Raw genomic sequence first — 15,917 nt, 5'->3', positions numbered from 1 at the left:
CCGCCGAAAATTTTGGCTCCCGGAACGGTCTCTCAGACCCTTCCGGGAGCCAAAATTTCCTGACTCGAGCTCAGTCCGTCAGGAACTCGCGCACGTCATCGAGACTCGGCAGCAATCCCGACTCCCGAGCCTGCGACAGGCCCGGCGCGGCGGAGTCCTTCTTCGACAGCACGTACTCCAGCGGAGAGCCGTCGCGCGCGATCTTCGGCCATTCGATGCCGAGTTCGGGGTCCATCGGGTCGATGCCGTGCTCGCTGCCCGGCCGATATCCGGTGGAGCACAGATACGTGACGACCGATCCGTCCTGCAGGGAGCAGAAGGCGTGGCCCAATCCCTCCGACAGGTAGACGGCGCGGCGGTCGTTGTCGTCGAGCAGCACCGCGTCCCAGCGGCCGAAGGTCGGCGAGCCGACGCGGATGTCGACGACCACGTCGAGCACCGCCCCCGCAGAGCAGGTCACGTACTTGGCCTGACTCGGCGGCACATCGGAGAAGTGGATGCCCCGGACCACGCCCGCCGCCGACACCGAGGTGTTGACCTGGGCGAGCTGGAACGGTCGGCCGATGGTCTCGGCGACCACGTCGGCTTTGAAGGCTTCCAGGAACACTCCGCGATCGTCGCCGTGAAGCACGGGGGTGAAGGCCCACGCGCCGTCGATGCTCAGCGGTCGTACATCCACGCTCACAACTCCCGTCCGCGCTCGAGCAGGTCGAGCAGATAACTTCCGTAACCGGATTTCACAAGGGGTACGGCGGTCGCGCGGAGCCGCTCGTCGTCGAGGTATCCCAGCCGCCAAGCGATCTCTTCGGGCACCGCGATCTTGAGCCCCTGCCGCTGCTCCACCGTCCGGACGAAGTTCCCCGCGTCGAGCAGACCGTCGAAGGTGCCGGTGTCGAGCCAGGCCGTGCCGCGCGGCAGCACCGTGACCCGGAGCTTTCCGCGCCGCAGGTACTCCGCGTTGACGTCGGTGATCTCGTATTCGCCGCGCGCGGAGGGCCGTAGGCCGGCGGCGATGTCGACCACGTCGTTGTCGTAGAAGTACAGCCCCGGCACCGCGTAGCGCGACTTCGGCCTCGCGGGCTTCTCCTCCAACGACACCGCGTTCCCCGCCGAGTCGAACTCGACGACACCGTACGCGCTGGGATCGGCGACCCGGTAGGCGAAGATCGCACCGCCCTCGAGCCCATCGAACCCCTTGAGCTGCGAACCCAGCCCCGGACCGTAGAAGATGTTGTCGCCGAGGACCAGCGCGACGGAATCGTCGCCGATGTGATCGGCACCGAGCAGGAAGGCCTGCGCGAGGCCCTCCGGTTCGGGCTGAACGGTGTAGCTGATCGAGACGCCGAACCGCTCGCCGTCGCCGAGGAGATGTTCGAAGGCGGCGCGGTCGCCGGGCGTGGTGATGACCAGGATGTCCCGGATCCCGGCGAGCATCAGCGTCGAGAGCGGGTAGTAGATCATCGGCTTGTCGTACACCGGGACCAGCTGTTTGCTCACACCCAGCGTGATCGGGTGAAGCCTGCTCCCGGTGCCGCCGGCGAGGATGATTCCGCGCATGCGATCAGCCTATCGGTACAGTTGGCCGCGACAGATTTCGAAGCCACGGGGCAGCGATGCCCGGATCCGGGGGAACCCGTATGCGAGTGCTGGTGACCGGCGGAGCCGGTTTCATCGGAGCCAACTTCGTGCTGCGGACACTGGCCACCCGGCCCGACGCCCAGCTGACCGTTCTCGACAAGTTCACCTACGCCGCGAACCCGTCGACGCTGCAACCGGTGGCCGACCGGATCCGCGTGGTCCGCGGCGACATCGCCGACGCCGCGACCGTCGATCCGCTCGTCGCCGAATCGGATCTCGTGGTGAACTTCGCGGCCGAATCGCACAACGACAATTCGCTCGCCGACCCGTCGGCATTCGTCCAGACCAACCTCGTCGGCACGTACACGCTGCTCGAAGCAGTCCGTAGGCATGACGTGCGCCTCCACCACATCAGCACCGACGAGGTCTACGGCGACCTCGATCTCGACGATCCGACGCGTTTCACCGAGGAGACGGCCTACAACCCGTCGAGCCCGTACAGCTCCACGAAGGCCGGCAGCGACATGCTGGTCCGCGCGTGGGTCCGGTCGTTCGGCATCGCCGCCACCATCTCGAACTGCTCGAACAACTACGGGCCGTATCAGCACATCGAGAAGTTCATTCCGCGCCAGATCACGAACGTGCTGACCGGGGTGCGGCCCAAGCTCTACGGCGACGGGCGCAACGTCCGCGACTGGATCCACGTCGACGACCACAACGACGCCGTCTGGGCCGTCGTCGACCGCGGTCGGATCGGTGAGACCTATCTGATCGGCGCCGACGGCGAGGTCGACAACCGCACGGTGGTCGAGGCGATTCTGACCGCGCTCGGACAGCCCGCCGACGCCTTCGACTTCGTCACCGACCGCGCCGGCCACGACCGCCGGTACGCGATCGACTCCCACCGCCTCCGCACCGAACTCGGGTGGCGGCCGGCGTACACCGATTTCGCCGCCGGCCTCGCCGCGACGATCGCGTGGTACCGCGAGAACCGCGACTGGTGGGCGCCGCACAAGGAGGGCGTGGAAGCCGCCTACGCCCGGACTCAGCAGATCCTCGATTGATCGGAGACCCGACACTCATGCGCGTACTCGTCACCGGCGGCGCCGGCTACATCGGTTCGCACACCGTCCTGCAACTACTGGCGGCGGGGCACGACGTCCTGATCGCCGATGATTTCAGCAACGCCAAGCCCGCGGTGATCGACCGGCTCGAGGAACTGAGCGGACAGTCGATCAAGGTGCACCGCGTGGACCTGACCGACGAGGCGGCCACCGCCGCGATCTTCGCCGCCGAGGACATCGACGCCGTCATCCATTTCGCGGGATTCAAGGCGGTCGGGGAATCGGTCTCCGAGCCGCTGAAGTACTACCGGAACAACCTCGACACCGCGTTCAGCGTGCTCCGCGCGATGGACGCCCGCGGCGTGCGGAAGTTCGTCTTCTCCTCCTCCGCCACGGTGTACGGCGAGAACCCGGTGCTCCAGCGCACCGAGGACATGCCGACGTCGGCGAACAATCCGTACGGCTGGACCAAGGTGATGATCGAGCAGGTGCTGCGCGATCTCGCCGTCGCCGACGACTCCTGGCGGATCGCCCTGTTGCGCTACTTCAATCCGGTCGGCGCGCACGCCAGCGGCCGCATCGGTGAGGACCCGAACGGGCTGCCGAACAATCTGATGCCCTTCGTCGCACAGGTGGCTGTCGGACGCAGGGAGAAGCTGTCGGTGTTCGGCGACGACTACGACACCGTCGACGGCACCGGCGTCCGCGACTACATCCACGTCGAGGACCTGGCCGCCGGCCACATCGCCGCGCTCGACCGGCTCGGTGAGACCGCCGACGCGCTGTCGGTGTGGAACCTGGGCAGCGGTGAGCCGGTGTCGGTGCTGCAGTTGGTCGCGGCCTTCGAGCGCGCCAGCGGCCGGACGATTCCGTACGAGGTGGTCGCACGCCGGCCGGGCGATCTGGCGGCGAACTGGGCCGATCCGTCGAAAGCGAATCGGGAACTCGGCTGGCACGCCGGCCGCGGCATCGACGACATGTGCGCCGACGTCTGGCGCTGGCAGTCGCAGAATCCGAACGGTTATCCGGACGCGTAGTCGGAGCGCAGCTCCACCGGTTCCTCGACCAAGGCGTCGTCCGCGTCGTTCGGCGTGCGGATCACCTGTGCCAGAACTGTCGCGACGACGACGATCGCGGTGAACACGAACAGCCAGCCGATGGCCGCGAAGACCATGCCCAGCGATCCGAACGAGGTGCGCGCGGAGTGGAAGACCTGCGCGTAGCCGATCTGCGTGATCGCCATGAAGACCGTCAGTCCGGCGCCGGCCAGGGCGCCGATGCTCCACAGGTCGGGTGCGGCCAGCTGTCGCACCGTCAGAATCCGCGGGACCGCGGTCCACGCCAGCATCCAGATGACGAAGGTCCAGATCAGCGCGAACACCATGCGTCCGCCGTCCTCGTTGTAGTCGAGGACGACGACCGCCTGCGCCGTGGTCGCGAGGGCGAGTACCGCGACCACGGTGAGCCACCGCCACCAGCCGCGCAGCCCGGTGGACCGCACACCCCAGACGCCGACGTACATGCGGTCGAGGGCGCGGGCGAGCGAAGTCGCGGACACGATGGTCATGAAGGCGCCCGCGATGCCGAACGACGCGTACGACCCCGGCGAATCCGGGTGTCCCAGGACGAGTCCGTCGAGGCTGAACATCATGATCGTTCGGTCCAGGACGCCGTCTCCGGGAATCGTGGTCAGCAGCAACAGCACCGGGAGGATGGAGGTGAACGCCTGCGCCGCGAGGGTCATCGCACGGTCGCTGACATTGCTGACCGCTATCGCGCGGACCATCCGGTACCCGAGGACGAGGTGATCTGCGGCGCTCTCCGGCAGACGCGCGAGCACCGCGTTCAGCGGTCCGGTGATCTTGGTCGGAACCATGCGCGAAATCATGTCACCCCTCTCCCGGGGGCGGGTACGGGAGCCGGCTCAGACGCGTTCGAGGTCCACGGTCTGCTCGGCCGGCTCCACGGTCTGCGGACCGGCCGCTCGCGTGCGGTTCGCGAGGGAGACCACCGCGGCCCCGAGTGCGGTCATCGCGATTCCCGCTCCGAACATCTCGGGGTAGCTGATCGACGGGAAACGCTCGACGACCCAAGCCATCACAGCCGGCGAGGCGAATCCCAGATAGGTCAGGGTGTAGAAGACGGCGGTGAGCCCGGCGAGATCGTCGGGTCCGGCGAAACGCTGGACCTCCATGAGGCACGAGATGAGCGCCATGCCGTAGCCGCAGCCCAGGACGATGGCGGTCACCACCGCCAGCGCGATCGACGGGTGCAGCACGACGACGATCGCCAGCGCCATCCCCACCGCCACCAGACCCAGTGCCACGAGCAGGGTGCGCACCGACCCCGGGCGGTCGATCCGCTTGCCGAGGGTCTGGATGAAGAAGCCCGCCGTGAGTCCCGCGACGCAGCAGAGACCGGCGAACGCGATCGCGGTGCCGGGCGTGTGTTCGGTCATCATCGCGGGAATCACCGCATAAGCCATCGCGCAGGCGCCGAAGACCCACGGCGCCACCGGCGCCACGAGCAGCCAGAACCGCGGCTTCATCGCCGAGGGAATGCGCATCGCGTCCCGCAGCCGACCGTCCGAGGCACGCGGCCGGGTCTCCGGCGTCCGCAGGATCAGACCGAGCGAGGCCACCGCGAGTGCGACGTTGACCAGGTACGACAATTGTCCCGGCAGCGGAGCCCACTGCGCGAGCACGGCCGCCAGGCCCGCACCGCCCCCGAAGCCCGCGGTCAGGCTCAACGCGGCGCGTCGGGCACCGGCCGACGGCGGATCGCCCGCCCGGTCCGACAGTTCCTTGATCCACGTTCCGCCGACCGCCATCGCCAGACCCAGCGCCACACCGCTCAGGACGCGGCCGGCGGCCAACAGCGGAACCGAGTGCTCGCCGAGCGCCAGGAGGATGGACCCGGCCGCCGCGATCACCGGCGACGGCAGCATCAGCGCGCGGCGGCCGAGCCGATCCGACAGTGGTCCGCCGACCAGCAGTGCCGGGACGATGCCCAACACGTACAGGAACAGCAGGGCGTCCACCACCACCGCCGACATCTGCGATGCGGTCCGGTACATGACCAGCAGCGGTGTGAACTCATTGCCGCCCCATGCCGCGGTGAAGACCGCCAGCGAGACCGCGGGCCACCCGGCGACCGCGCCGCGTGCGCGTTCGGCCGCGCTCATGCCGCGCTTCCGTCCGTGCCGTGGACACCGGTGAGGTGTGCGGTCAGCAGCGACGCGAAACGGGCGGCGTCGGCCGCTCCGACCACCTGCGCGAGGTCGGCGTGATCGGCCACGATGCGTTCGGTGATTCCGGGATCGTGACGCAGTCGCTCGGCCGTCATCCGACGATGCCGTTCGCCCAGCGAGACGTAGAAGTCGGCCAACAGCCCGTTGCGCCCGGCGGCGACGATCAGCTGGTGGAACTCGGCGTCGAGCCGCGCGAACTCCGACGCGTCGGCCGGATCCACCAGCCGGTGCTGCGAGAGGTTGTCCTCCAGTCGGCCGACCAGTGCGGCGATGGCCACGGTGTCGCCCGACACTGACTCCATCGCGTGGGTCTCGAGCAGCACACGGGCGTCGAGGACGTCCCGGGCCTCGCCTTCGCCGATCGGGACGATGAGCGCGCCGCGCTTCGGGTACAGACGCATCCAGCCCTCGGCGGCCAGCCGTAGGAAGGCCTCGCGGACCGGTGTGCGACTCACGTCGAACCGAGTGGCGATCTCGCCCTCGCTGATCATCTCCCCGCCGGGAAGGTCGCAGGTCAGGATCAATTCCTTGACCTCGTCGTACACGCGGTCCGCGGATGAATACGTCATAGACACAAGTTGTATGTTAGCGCTCGGCGGCCTCGACGGCCGCATCGGGGAGGCGACCCCGCAGGCGCGTGCACCGGTCGTGCGCGCCGATGGCACAATCTCATCCGTGCCGCGTCGGCTCCATCCTCTTCGACGCGGGCGTCACCGCCACCGTCGACGGCCGAGCGACCCTCCCCGCGATGTGACTTGCGCGACGACGCGACCGTTCGGCGCCACCGTGCCGCCGAGACGAATACGCTGCACACACTCCGCGGCGCCCTTCACCTCTGCGCGTGTCGGCAGCATCCGCGGAGCAGATCTGACAACGGACAACGGCGTCCGCATCGAGGAGACACAGTGACCAGTACGGCAGACGAGACGATCGCTGCACCGAGCGAGCCGGAGACCACCGACATGCCCATCACCGACGACGAGATCTTCGACGCGCACCGCGGCGGCAAACTGTCCGTCGAACTGAGCGCCCCCATCGCCACCCAGCGCGATCTCTCGATCGCCTACACACCCGGCGTGGCGCAGGTATCGCGCGCGATCCACCGGGAACCCGAACTCGTCAACGACTACACCTGGACCGACCGGTTGGTGGCGGTGGTGTCGGACGGCACCGCCGTCCTGGGTCTGGGCGACATCGGCCCGCGCGCCTCGCTGCCGGTCATGGAGGGCAAGGCCGCCCTGTTCCGCACCTTCGCGGGCCTGAACTCCATCCCCCTGGTTCTCGACACCACCGACCCCGACGAGATCGTCCAGACGCTCGTCCGGCTGCGGCCCAGCTTCGGCGCGGTGAACCTCGAGGACGTCTCGGCGCCGCGCTGCTTCGAGATCGAGCGCCGCGTCATCGAGGCGCTCGACTGCCCGGTGATGCACGACGACCAGCACGGCACGGCGATCGTCGTCCTCGCCGCCCTCAAGGGCGCGGTCCGGTTCCTGGGCCGTGAGCTCGCCGGACTCAAGGTGGTCGTCTCGGGCGCCGGCGCGGCCGGGGTGGCGTGCGCCAAGATCCTCAAGGCCGCGGGCGTGGACGACATCGTGGTGCTCGACTCCAAGGGCATCGTCGGCACCGACCGCACCGACATGGTCGAGTACAAGAACGAGGTCGCCGCATGGAGCAATCCGCGCGGGCTCACCGGCGGTGTCGCCGAAGCCCTCGACGGCGCCGACGTCTTCCTCGGCGTCTCCGCGGGGACCGTCGACGAGAAGCTCATCGCCTCGATGGCCGACGACGCGATCGTCTTCGCGATGTCGAATCCCGACCCGGAGATCCATCCGGACGTGGCCGCCAAGTATGCGGCGATCGTCGCGACCGGACGCAGCGACTTCCCGAATCAGATCAACAACGTCCTCGCCTTCCCCGGCGTCTTCGCCGGAGCGCTGGACGCCGGCGCCCGCCGTATCACCGAGGGCATGAAGATCGCCGCCGCCGAGGCGATCCTCTCGGTGGTAGGCGACGATCTGGCCGCTGACCGCATCGTGCCCAGCCCACTCGACGAGCGGGTGGCTCCCGCTGTGGCCGCGGCCGTCGCCGCCGCGGCCCGCGCCGAGGGCGTCGCCGGATAGCGAAATCCACTGGCCGAGGCCGTCGCCGCACCGGCAGACTGGGGCGCATGTCCCTCTGGTGCAGCGACGGCCTCGACTTCACGGCGTATCTGGACAGGATCGGTGCGGCCGCACCGCCCGTACCGACGCTCGACGCGCTGCGCGAGCTCCATCGCGCCCACGTCACGTCCATCCCGTTCGAGAACCTCGAGATCATCGTCGGCCGACCGATTCCGCTCGACATCGCTGCCGTCCAGCGCAAGCTGGTCGAGCAAGCGCGCGGCGGTTACTGCTTCGAGCACGTCGCGCTGTTCGCCGCCGCACTCGAACGCCTCGGGTTTCGCTTCACAGCTCTGTCCGGGCGGGTGATTCTCGGCGGCGACCCCGAGACGCGGCCTGCGACGCATGCGCTCCTCGCCGTCGAGTTCGACGACGGCAGTCGATACCTGTGTGACGTCGGCTTCGGCCGCGGCCCCCTCGAGCCGATCCCGTTGGCGAACGGCGCGGAGGTGGAGCAGGACGGCTGGGGTTTCCGCCTCACCTCTTCACCGGTCGGCGACCTGTTCGGTACCGCACGCTGGGTCCTCGCCCAGCGGGCCGAAGAGTGGATCCCTCGCAACGCGTTCACGTTCGATCCGCAGTTCCCGATCGACTACGCGGTCGGCAATCACTTCGTCTCCACTTCACCCCGGTCACCGTTCGTCACCCGATCCTTCGTTCAGCGCTTCGACGAACGCACACACGAGACCCTCGACGGGGTCACCTGGACCACGGAGAAACCGGACGGCCTCTCACAGGTCCGCGACGTCGAACCCGCGGAGCTCCCGGTCCTGCTCGCGGACGTCTTCGGCGTGGTCCTGGACCCGGACTATTGTCGCGCGGTGATCGCAGCGGAGACCCGACGCATCGCGGAATCGGCCTCCTAGCACCCGTTTTGCCTGCGAGGCTGACGACTCGGTACCATCATGAGCGCTGTCGTCAGACGGCACGCCGCCTTAGCTCAGTCGGCAGAGCGATTCACTCGTAATGAATAGGTCGGGGGTTCGATTCCCCCAGGCGGCTCCGTTTGTGATGAGTCGCGACATCGTTTACACACGATGTCGCGACTCATTGCTTTTCCGGGGGTTCGCGGATTGTCGGTGCCACCCGATGGTCACTGGTCCGGCGTCTTCGCCTTCGGCGGTCAGTTGTCGGCGCAGTGCGATGATTCGGTCGGTGAACCCTGCCGGGGTCGTTCCGGGGCCGATGACGGGGAGCTCGTGAGCCCGGCGCGCCAGCCCTGCGGGTCCTTCGCGAGTCGTTTGTCTTCGGTTGTCATGCCCGATCGTGGCATCGGCTCACCGCGTCGAGGTCACTGTCAACGATGTCGGCAGTCTCACACGCCAGGCGGCTCCGCGAAACTCTCCGGCCATGTACAGATCCGTGCCACGAACCGTCGTCGATGACGCCGAATGCGCCTTCGGTGGCTATATTTCAGGCGAACTCCCCGTTCCGGACCCGACAGGACGTGCCCGAATGCTCCGAAATCTCCGAACTCTCGTACTCACCGCCGCGGTCGCGCTGACGGCCGTCGCCGGTGTGACCGTCGCGACTCCCGGCGAGGCCGCCGCCGCCGACCGCTACCAGGGTCCGACCCTGAAATCGGAGCAGGGCTCGTTCGATGGCAAGAACGTGCGGCTGACACTGACCAATCCGAACCCCGCCACCGGGTTGGGGAGCAGCTGTACCTCCCTGCTGCTAGACGGCACTCAGGCGCTGCAGGCTTTCGTCGCGTTCAACGCCGGCGACTACCTGACGATCATCAAGATCATGGCCACCTCCGGCTCCCGACTCGGCCCCGCCGCGAGCAACAACCTGATCAGTCCCGGACCCAACAGCAACTCCACGGACGTCAAGGTCGGCGACGGCGTCTACCTGTTCCTCGGAACGTGCGGCGGTTTGGGCACCCTGCTCGACCCGACTGATGTCGGCGTCACCGTGCGTCCGGTGATCGTCCCGAGCGGCATCGGCAGCATCGGCTCGGTCCTGGACTTCGGCAGCCTGGCGATGCAGTCCGGCGTCGGCAGCTCCGATTTCGCGAGCATCCTCAGCCTGCTCTCGGCCAGCTGACGCGGGCGGAATACCCGGCGGCCGGCCGACGTTCCATTCGCAGTCACACCGCAGATGAGAATGTGAAGCCATGAACGCTCCGACCGCCGACCGCATGCCCGCGCTGTTCCTCAGCCACGGCGCTCCTCCCCTGGTGGACGACGAACGGTGGGTCGGCCAGTTGGAACGACTCGCCGCCGACCTTCCGCGACCGCGGCAGATCCTGGTGGTCTCCGCTCATTGGGAGGCCGCACCGCTGACCATCGGAGCCACGGACTCGAGAGTCCCCCTCACCTACGACTTCTGGGGATTCCCGGACCGCTACTACCGAACGACGTACCCATCGCCCGGCGCACCCGATCTCGCTGATCGGGTCGCCGGGCTGATGCCGTTGGGCGAGCAGGTGCATCGCGACGCCGAGCGGCGGCTCGATCACGGCGCATACGTGCCGCTCACGATCATGTACCCGGACGCCGACATCCCGGTGCTGCAGATGTCGATGCCGACCCTCGATCCCGCGCGCCTCATGCGTCTCGGCGAGCGGCTCACCGAACTGCGCGACGAGGGCGTGCTCATCATCGGATCCGGTTTCACCACTCATGGCCTGCCCTTCCTCGACGATCCGTCGCCCGGCGCGACGCCCCCGCAGTGGTCGGTCGACTTCGATGAATGGACACGCGAACGCTTCGCCGCCGCCGACGTCGACGGTCTCCTCGACTTCGCGCACCGCGCACCCGGTATGCCGTACGCGCACCCGCGAACCGAGCACTTCGCGCCGCTGTTCGTCACCCTCGGCGCCGCCACCCGGGCCGACGCCGTACCCGAGCAGCCGATCGACGGCTTCTGGATGGGACTGGCCAAGCGCAGCATCGTCACCGCGTGACCCGCGCCCTCTGCCTGCCGGCACCGGACGTTGAGCGGGCAGTCGCCCAGGCTTGTTCGGCGTCCAGCCCCCAGGCTCGTTAAGCGAGCAGCCACCACCCAGGCTTGTTGAGCGAGCGGAGCGAGTCGAAACTCCCGCTGGCTGTGTTTCGACTCGCTCCGCTCGCTCAACTGGCCTGAGAACGAAAGCGGCCTAAGAACCACACGCTCACCCAACCGGCCTGAGAACTAAAGCGGCTTAAGAACCAGACGCTCGCTCAACAGCGACAGCCGGCGTGCCGCTCGCATCCCCGACAGTGCGAGCGGCACACCGGCCGTCACGCCGACGGTCGTGTGCCGACCGTCAGTCTCTCCGACGCCTCCTCGACGTCACGCCCCGACGCGCTAACCCCTCTCATAGCGCGCCGTGGGCGTAAGCCCCGACAGGCCGGCCGCTGCTCCCCGGCGGCTGACCCTCGTCCATCTCCCCTGCGCACCTATAGTTGAGGCAGGTTCCGCACCGTCCGAGGAGACTCACATGCCCGACTTCATCGACAAGATCAAAGAGAAGGCCGAAGCTGTCTCCGCAGCGATCGACAATGAGCTGACGGTGCTGGAGGGTGCCGGCGGCGACGATCCTCTCGCCGAGCACGACGAGTCGGAAGCCGCCTACGGCGACGACTGATCGCTAGGCGTCCCCCGCCGTAGCGAACCGTCGCGACACGTACCACCCGGCCGCGGCCGGGATGCACATGATGCCCGCGAAGATCGCAGTCCCCGTCAGCGGACGAGTGAACACCTCGCCGCCGGCGTAGCCGACCGTCCCGTGGTACAGGACGGAGACCGCGTAATAGAGGACTGTGGCCAGCACGAGCCTGGACACGATGGCCCAGTTCCGGCCGATCCGGTCCTCCAAGTTCTCCCAAGTGAGCATGCAACCATTTCACGCGCCCGCGCGTGACGGATGAAATCGCCGGATCCGAGAATCGGGATAACCTGCTGGTCAAAGGACTGAAGAATTTCTCCGGTCCGGAGAAACCGGCTCCGGTGGAGCCCGCCTTCGGGCGTTCAGCGGCGTGCCAGCTGCCTGCCGATCCGCACCACCATGGCGTCGACGGCGAACTTGGGCTTCACATTCGTCTCGAGTGCCTCACGGCACTCCAGCACCGCCTCAAGGCACCGCAGAAGCTGTTCGGGAGACGCGTGCCGCGCCATCGGGACGGTCAGGTCCTGAGCCTTGTCCGGGTGCATCAGTGTCACCTGTGCTCCCATCGACAGCGAGAGCCCGTCGCGGAACAGAGCCGCGAGGTCGACGAGCGCGCGGTCGAGCACGTCTCGCATCGTCCGGGTGCGGCGCGATTTCTGCCGCTTCTCGAGTTCTTTCACCGCACCGGCCGTTCCGCGAGGCGGCCGTGCGGTGCCCTTGCCGGTTCCGCCGGCACCGAGGGCGGTCATCAGTTCCTCGGTCTCGGCGGCGTCGCGCTCGGCACTGATCTGGTTCGCGGCCTCGGTCGCCGTCTTGACGAGCGTCTCGGCCGCCGCGAACGCGGTGGAATCGCGGGTGGCTGCCCGAGCCAGGCCGAGCGCTTGGTCGCGCTGTGCGCGTGCCGACCCATCGACGGCGAGGCGGCGGGCCCGGCCGACGTGCCCGCCCGACACCGATGCCGCCCAGGACGCGCGGTCGGCGTCGATCCCGTCACGGTCCACCAGGACGCGGGCGATGTCGGCGGCCGCGGGCGCGGTCAGTCCCACATGCCGGCACCGCGACCGGAGCGTGATCGCGATGTCCTCCGGCGCCACCGAGGGCGCGCAGAGCAGGAAGATGGTGCGGTCCGGCGGCTCCTCGACGGCCTTCAGCAGCGCGTTGGCGCCCTGTTCGGTGAGCCGATCGGCGTCCTCGACCACCACGATCTGCCATCGACCGGTGGTCGGGCGGCGGGCCGCGAGTTGGACGATGTCGCGGATCTGCGCCACCGAGATGGTGAGCCCCTCGGGAACGATGTGCCGGACGTCGCCGTGAGTCCCGGCCAGCACGGTGGTGCACGCACGGCATTCACCGCAGCCCACCTCGTCGGCCGCCTGACACTGCAGCGCGGCCGCGAAGCAGGTCGCGGCCACCGACCTGCCGCTGCCGGGAGGACCGGTGAACAGCCAGGCGTGGGTCATCGACTCGCGCGGACCCGCCTCGGACTCGGATCCCGGGCCCTCGTCGAACATCGACACCGCCCCGGCGTCCGCTTCGTCGAGTCGAGCGGCCACCGACCGCGCCGACGTCGCTGCCGCCAGAAGCTCTTCGATCAGCGCTTGCTGCCCGATCATCCGGTCAAAGACATTTGTCACATCAGCCAGCCTAAAGCCCAGTTCAGACAACACGCATCCCGCACGCTGTTTAACAATTGCAAGCATGCCGCTACCTTGGATGACATGGTAAGACGACGGTCGTGGTTGTCCAGAGCAGCGCACACCCTGCGCTGGCTGGCACACACACCGTGGCCGGTCCTCGCACTCGACATGCTTCGCGCGAACCTGATCGGTGCCCTGTTCACATTCGCCTTCCTGCGTTTCGGCATGCCGCGCGTCGACTCGATCTCGATCAGCGAGTTCAACGCCCAGAATCAGGTGGCCTTCGGGCTGTACCTGTTCATCGCCATCATCGTCGGTGCGTATCTCTCCATCCAGCTGAGCATGCCGGTGCTGATCTGGCACCGTCGGCGGACCAGACTCGACGACGCCGCCGCACGCAAACGGGCGCTGAACCTCCCGACTCTGCTGACCGCGGTGAACCTCGGCCTGTGGGGCATCGGCGGAGTGATCCTCGCGGTCATCAACCTGCGCACGTCGATGAAGGACTTCGTCGTCGTGATCATCGCCAGCCTGATCGGCGCCCTCGTCACGGGCGTGCTGAGCTTCATGCAGGCGGAGAAGGTGCTGCGGCCGATCACCGTGGCCGCGATGGCCAACGACCCGGACAACTCCAACGCACCCGGCATCGCCACTCGGATCACCGTGTTCTGGGTGGTGTCGGTAGCCGTGCCGATGACCATCATCGCCGCGCTCATCATCCTGCAGCGCACGGCGGTCATCGACACCGACGCCGTCGGCCTGCAGCGGCCCATCCTGTGGATGGCCGCGGCCGCCCTGGTGTTCGGGCTGCTCGCGATCACCCGCCTCGTCCGGTCCATCACCGATCCGGTGAAACAGCTGCGCGTGGCGCTGAATCAGGTCCGCGCCGGCAACCTCAACGTCGCGGTGAAGATCTACGACGGCAACGACCTCGGTCTGCTGCAGGCGGGCTTCAACGAGATGGTCTCCGACCTCCGCGAACGCCAGCAGCTGCGCAACCTGTTCGGACGCTATGTCGGCGAGGACGTCGCCCGTCGGGCGATCGAGACGGGCACCGAACTCGGCGGCGAGGAGCGTTACGTCGGCGTGCTGTTCGTCGACATCGTCGGGTCGACGCGTTTGGCGGTGAACCGGCCGCCGCGCGAGGTGGTGGAACTGCTCAACGAATTCTTCAAGGTGGTCGTCGACGTGGTCGGCAGGCACGGCGGATTCGTCAACAAGTTCCAGGGCGACGCCGCGCTGGCGATCTTCGGCGCGCCCCTCGAGCAGGACGATTTCGCCGGTTCGGCGCTGGCCGCCGCACGCGACCTGCGCGTCGAACTCGCGCGACGGCTCGGCGACGTGGACATGGGTATCGGCGTCTCCGCGGGCAAGGCGGTGGCAGGCCACATCGGCGCGGAGCAGCGGCTCGAGTACACGGTGATCGGCGATCCGGTCAACGAGGCGGCACGCCTCACCGAACTGGCGAAGGACGAGCCGACCCGCGTGCTCGGCTCCGCCCGCGCCGTCTTCCTCGCCGGCGAGGGCGAGGCCGAGCACTGGCGGATCGGCGAGGGCGTCGAATTGCGCGGCCGCGGCATCGAGACTCTCCTCGCCCGCCCCGACATCGACGTCGCCGAGCCGACGTCCACGCTGGAGTAGCGCCGGGGCGGGCCCGAGGTCGCCCGGCCGGCAGTCCTTGGTCACTGGTCTCCGGTCCCGTTCGGCACTGTCGGCGATGGGACTCGACGCGCGAGGATGGGTCGATGAGCTACACCCTCGACCGACCCGTGATCGTCGGAGTGGACGGGTCCCGGCGCGCGCTCGGAGCCGCCCGATGGGCTGCGGAGTGGTGTGCCCGCACGCGGTCTCCGATCCGGCTCGTGTACGCCGTTCCGGACGATGTGTGGTTCGCCGCCCACGATCCGTTCGCGATGTGCGTCGACCCAGCGCTCCGCCGAGAGGCGAACACAGCCGGGACCAAGGTGCTCACCGAAGCCCTCGCCGCTGCCCGCGAGGTCGCACCGGACCTGGACATCGCCACCCAGGTCTACAGCGGCACCCTCGCCGACCACGTCGCCGAGTACTCTTCCGGGGCGTCGATGGTGGTCATCGGGTCGACGCGGTCCGGTCCCATTCGCGACGTCCTGCTCGGCAGCCAGGTGATGGGGGTCATCCGGTCGTCGTCGTGTCCGGTTCTCGCATGGCGCGAGGACGATCACGCCGACAGTGATCGCGACGGACTGGTGGTCGGATACGACAGTTCACCTCACGCCGACCGCGCGCTGACCGTGGCTCTGCATCAGGCGCGGGCTCTCGGCGAAGAGCTCACCGTCGCCTATTACTTCCCGGCCGCCGCCATGATCGGCGCCGGATACGCGCTCAACCTCGTCAATTGGAACCTGGTGGAGCAGGACGGGATCGCACGGCTGCAGCGTCGGATCGCTCCCGCGTGCGAGCAGTTCCCGGAGGTGGACGTCGACATCGTGTACGGCGACTCGTCCGCGGCACGAGGGTTGGTCGGCGCATCGTCGTCCGCCCGGCTCCTGATCGTCGGCTCACGCGGGATGGGGTCGGTGGCGGGCACGTTCATGGGATCGGTGAGCCAGAACCTGGTGCATCACGCGCGGTGCCCGGTGCTCGTCGTCCCGTAGG

General features: G+C 68.3%; 16 protein-coding genes and 1 tRNA gene. 10 read left to right on the top strand and 7 right to left on the bottom strand.

Annotation, left to right across the window (positions count from 1 at the left end; translation table 11 throughout):
* Nucleotides 1-70: 70 nt before the first annotated feature.
* Nucleotides 71-679, bottom strand: a complete 609-nt coding sequence (locus tag ABFX36_RS13740; RefSeq protein ID WP_346076779.1) for a dTDP-4-dehydrorhamnose 3,5-epimerase family protein — start codon at nt 677-679, stop codon at nt 71-73.
* A 2-nt stretch (nt 680-681) separates the two neighbouring features.
* Entirely contained in the window at nt 682-1,557 is an 876-nt protein-coding gene (rfbA, locus tag ABFX36_RS13735; RefSeq protein WP_006897975.1) for a glucose-1-phosphate thymidylyltransferase RfbA, read from the bottom strand.
* Nucleotides 1,558-1,637: 80 nt separating this feature from the next.
* Between rfbA and rfbB the strand changes: the two genes are divergently transcribed.
* Nucleotides 1,638-2,642 carry a dTDP-glucose 4,6-dehydratase gene (rfbB, locus tag ABFX36_RS13730; protein ID WP_346076819.1) on the top strand — a complete coding sequence of 335 codons (1,005 nt, stop codon included), beginning with the start codon at nt 1,638-1,640 and terminating at the stop codon, nt 2,640-2,642.
* Nucleotides 2,643-2,659: 17 nt separating this feature from the next.
* Complete coding sequence (gene galE, locus ABFX36_RS13725; RefSeq protein WP_006897973.1) at nt 2,660-3,679, top strand: UDP-glucose 4-epimerase GalE; 1,020 nt, start codon at nt 2,660-2,662, stop codon at nt 3,677-3,679.
* Here galE and ABFX36_RS13720 read toward each other — a convergent pair.
* The 3 genes from ABFX36_RS13720 to ABFX36_RS13710 are packed head-to-tail and all read right to left on the bottom strand — an operon-like array spanning nt 3,664 to nt 6,461.
* Nucleotides 3,664-4,518 (bottom strand): hypothetical protein, encoded by an 855-nt coding sequence (locus ABFX36_RS13720; RefSeq protein WP_346076777.1) that lies wholly within the window; start codon nt 4,516-4,518, stop codon nt 3,664-3,666. The genes galE and ABFX36_RS13720 overlap by 16 nt on opposite strands.
* A 48-nt stretch (nt 4,519-4,566) precedes the next feature.
* Complete coding sequence (locus ABFX36_RS13715) at nt 4,567-5,826, bottom strand: MFS transporter (RefSeq protein WP_346076775.1); 1,260 nt, start codon at nt 5,824-5,826, stop codon at nt 4,567-4,569.
* The gene (locus tag ABFX36_RS13710) at nt 5,823-6,461 is read right to left on the bottom strand and encodes a GntR family transcriptional regulator (protein WP_346076773.1); all 639 of its coding nucleotides are present in this window, start codon (nt 6,459-6,461) and stop codon (nt 5,823-5,825) included. The genes ABFX36_RS13715 and ABFX36_RS13710 overlap by 4 nt, the downstream gene beginning before the upstream one ends.
* A 393-nt stretch (nt 6,462-6,854) precedes the next feature.
* Here ABFX36_RS13710 and ABFX36_RS13705 point away from each other — a divergent pair, with 393 nt between their 5' ends.
* The 6 genes from ABFX36_RS13705 (at nt 6,855) to ABFX36_RS13680 (ending at nt 11,625) form a co-directional block, all read left to right on the top strand.
* Nucleotides 6,855-8,012, top strand: coding sequence for an NAD(P)-dependent malic enzyme (locus tag ABFX36_RS13705; RefSeq protein WP_346076817.1), 1,158 nt, complete (start codon nt 6,855-6,857; stop codon nt 8,010-8,012).
* Nucleotides 8,013-8,059: 47 nt separating this feature from the next.
* Nucleotides 8,060-8,917: an arylamine N-acetyltransferase family protein gene (locus ABFX36_RS13700; protein ID WP_062366444.1), complete on the top strand. Its 858-nt coding sequence runs from the start codon at nt 8,060-8,062 to the stop codon at nt 8,915-8,917.
* A gap of 63 nt (nt 8,918-8,980) precedes the next feature.
* Nucleotides 8,981-9,053 (top strand) — tRNA-Thr (locus tag ABFX36_RS13695).
* A gap of 453 nt (nt 9,054-9,506) precedes the next feature.
* Entirely contained in the window at nt 9,507-10,100 is a 594-nt protein-coding gene (locus ABFX36_RS13690; protein WP_045538958.1) for a hypothetical protein, read from the top strand.
* Nucleotides 10,101-10,170: 70 nt separating this feature from the next.
* Nucleotides 10,171-10,962: a dioxygenase family protein gene (locus ABFX36_RS13685; protein WP_346076770.1), complete on the top strand. Its 792-nt coding sequence runs from the start codon at nt 10,171-10,173 to the stop codon at nt 10,960-10,962.
* Nucleotides 10,963-11,478: 516 nt separating this feature from the next.
* Nucleotides 11,479-11,625: a hypothetical protein gene (locus ABFX36_RS13680; protein WP_169317727.1), complete on the top strand. Its 147-nt coding sequence runs from the start codon at nt 11,479-11,481 to the stop codon at nt 11,623-11,625.
* Between the two features lie 3 nt (nt 11,626-11,628).
* On the opposite strand, the gene ABFX36_RS13675 is transcribed toward ABFX36_RS13680, so the two are convergent.
* Nucleotides 11,629-11,874 carry a hypothetical protein gene (locus ABFX36_RS13675; protein ID WP_006898121.1) on the bottom strand — a complete coding sequence of 82 codons (246 nt, stop codon included), beginning with the start codon at nt 11,872-11,874 and terminating at the stop codon, nt 11,629-11,631.
* Between the two features lie 134 nt (nt 11,875-12,008).
* Nucleotides 12,009-13,280, bottom strand: a complete 1,272-nt coding sequence (locus tag ABFX36_RS13670) for a DNA polymerase III subunit delta' (protein ID WP_039868125.1) — start codon at nt 13,278-13,280, stop codon at nt 12,009-12,011.
* Between the two features lie 84 nt (nt 13,281-13,364).
* Between ABFX36_RS13670 and ABFX36_RS13665 the strand changes: the two genes are divergently transcribed.
* Both ABFX36_RS13665 and ABFX36_RS13660 read left to right on the top strand, forming a co-directional pair.
* Nucleotides 13,365-14,924, top strand: a complete 1,560-nt coding sequence (locus ABFX36_RS13665; protein ID WP_039868127.1) for an adenylate/guanylate cyclase domain-containing protein — start codon at nt 13,365-13,367, stop codon at nt 14,922-14,924.
* A gap of 104 nt (nt 14,925-15,028) precedes the next feature.
* A complete protein-coding gene (locus ABFX36_RS13660) occupies nt 15,029-15,916 on the top strand; it encodes a universal stress protein (RefSeq protein ID WP_006898124.1) in 888 nt (295 codons plus the stop codon).
* Nucleotide 15,917 lies beyond the last annotated feature (1 nt).

The organism is Gordonia cholesterolivorans (genome assembly GCF_039531975.1).
In the GTDB taxonomy this organism is placed as follows: Bacteria; Actinomycetota; Actinomycetes; order Mycobacteriales; family Mycobacteriaceae; genus Gordonia; species Gordonia sihwensis.
This window is presented reverse-complemented; position numbering and strand designations above follow the sequence as displayed.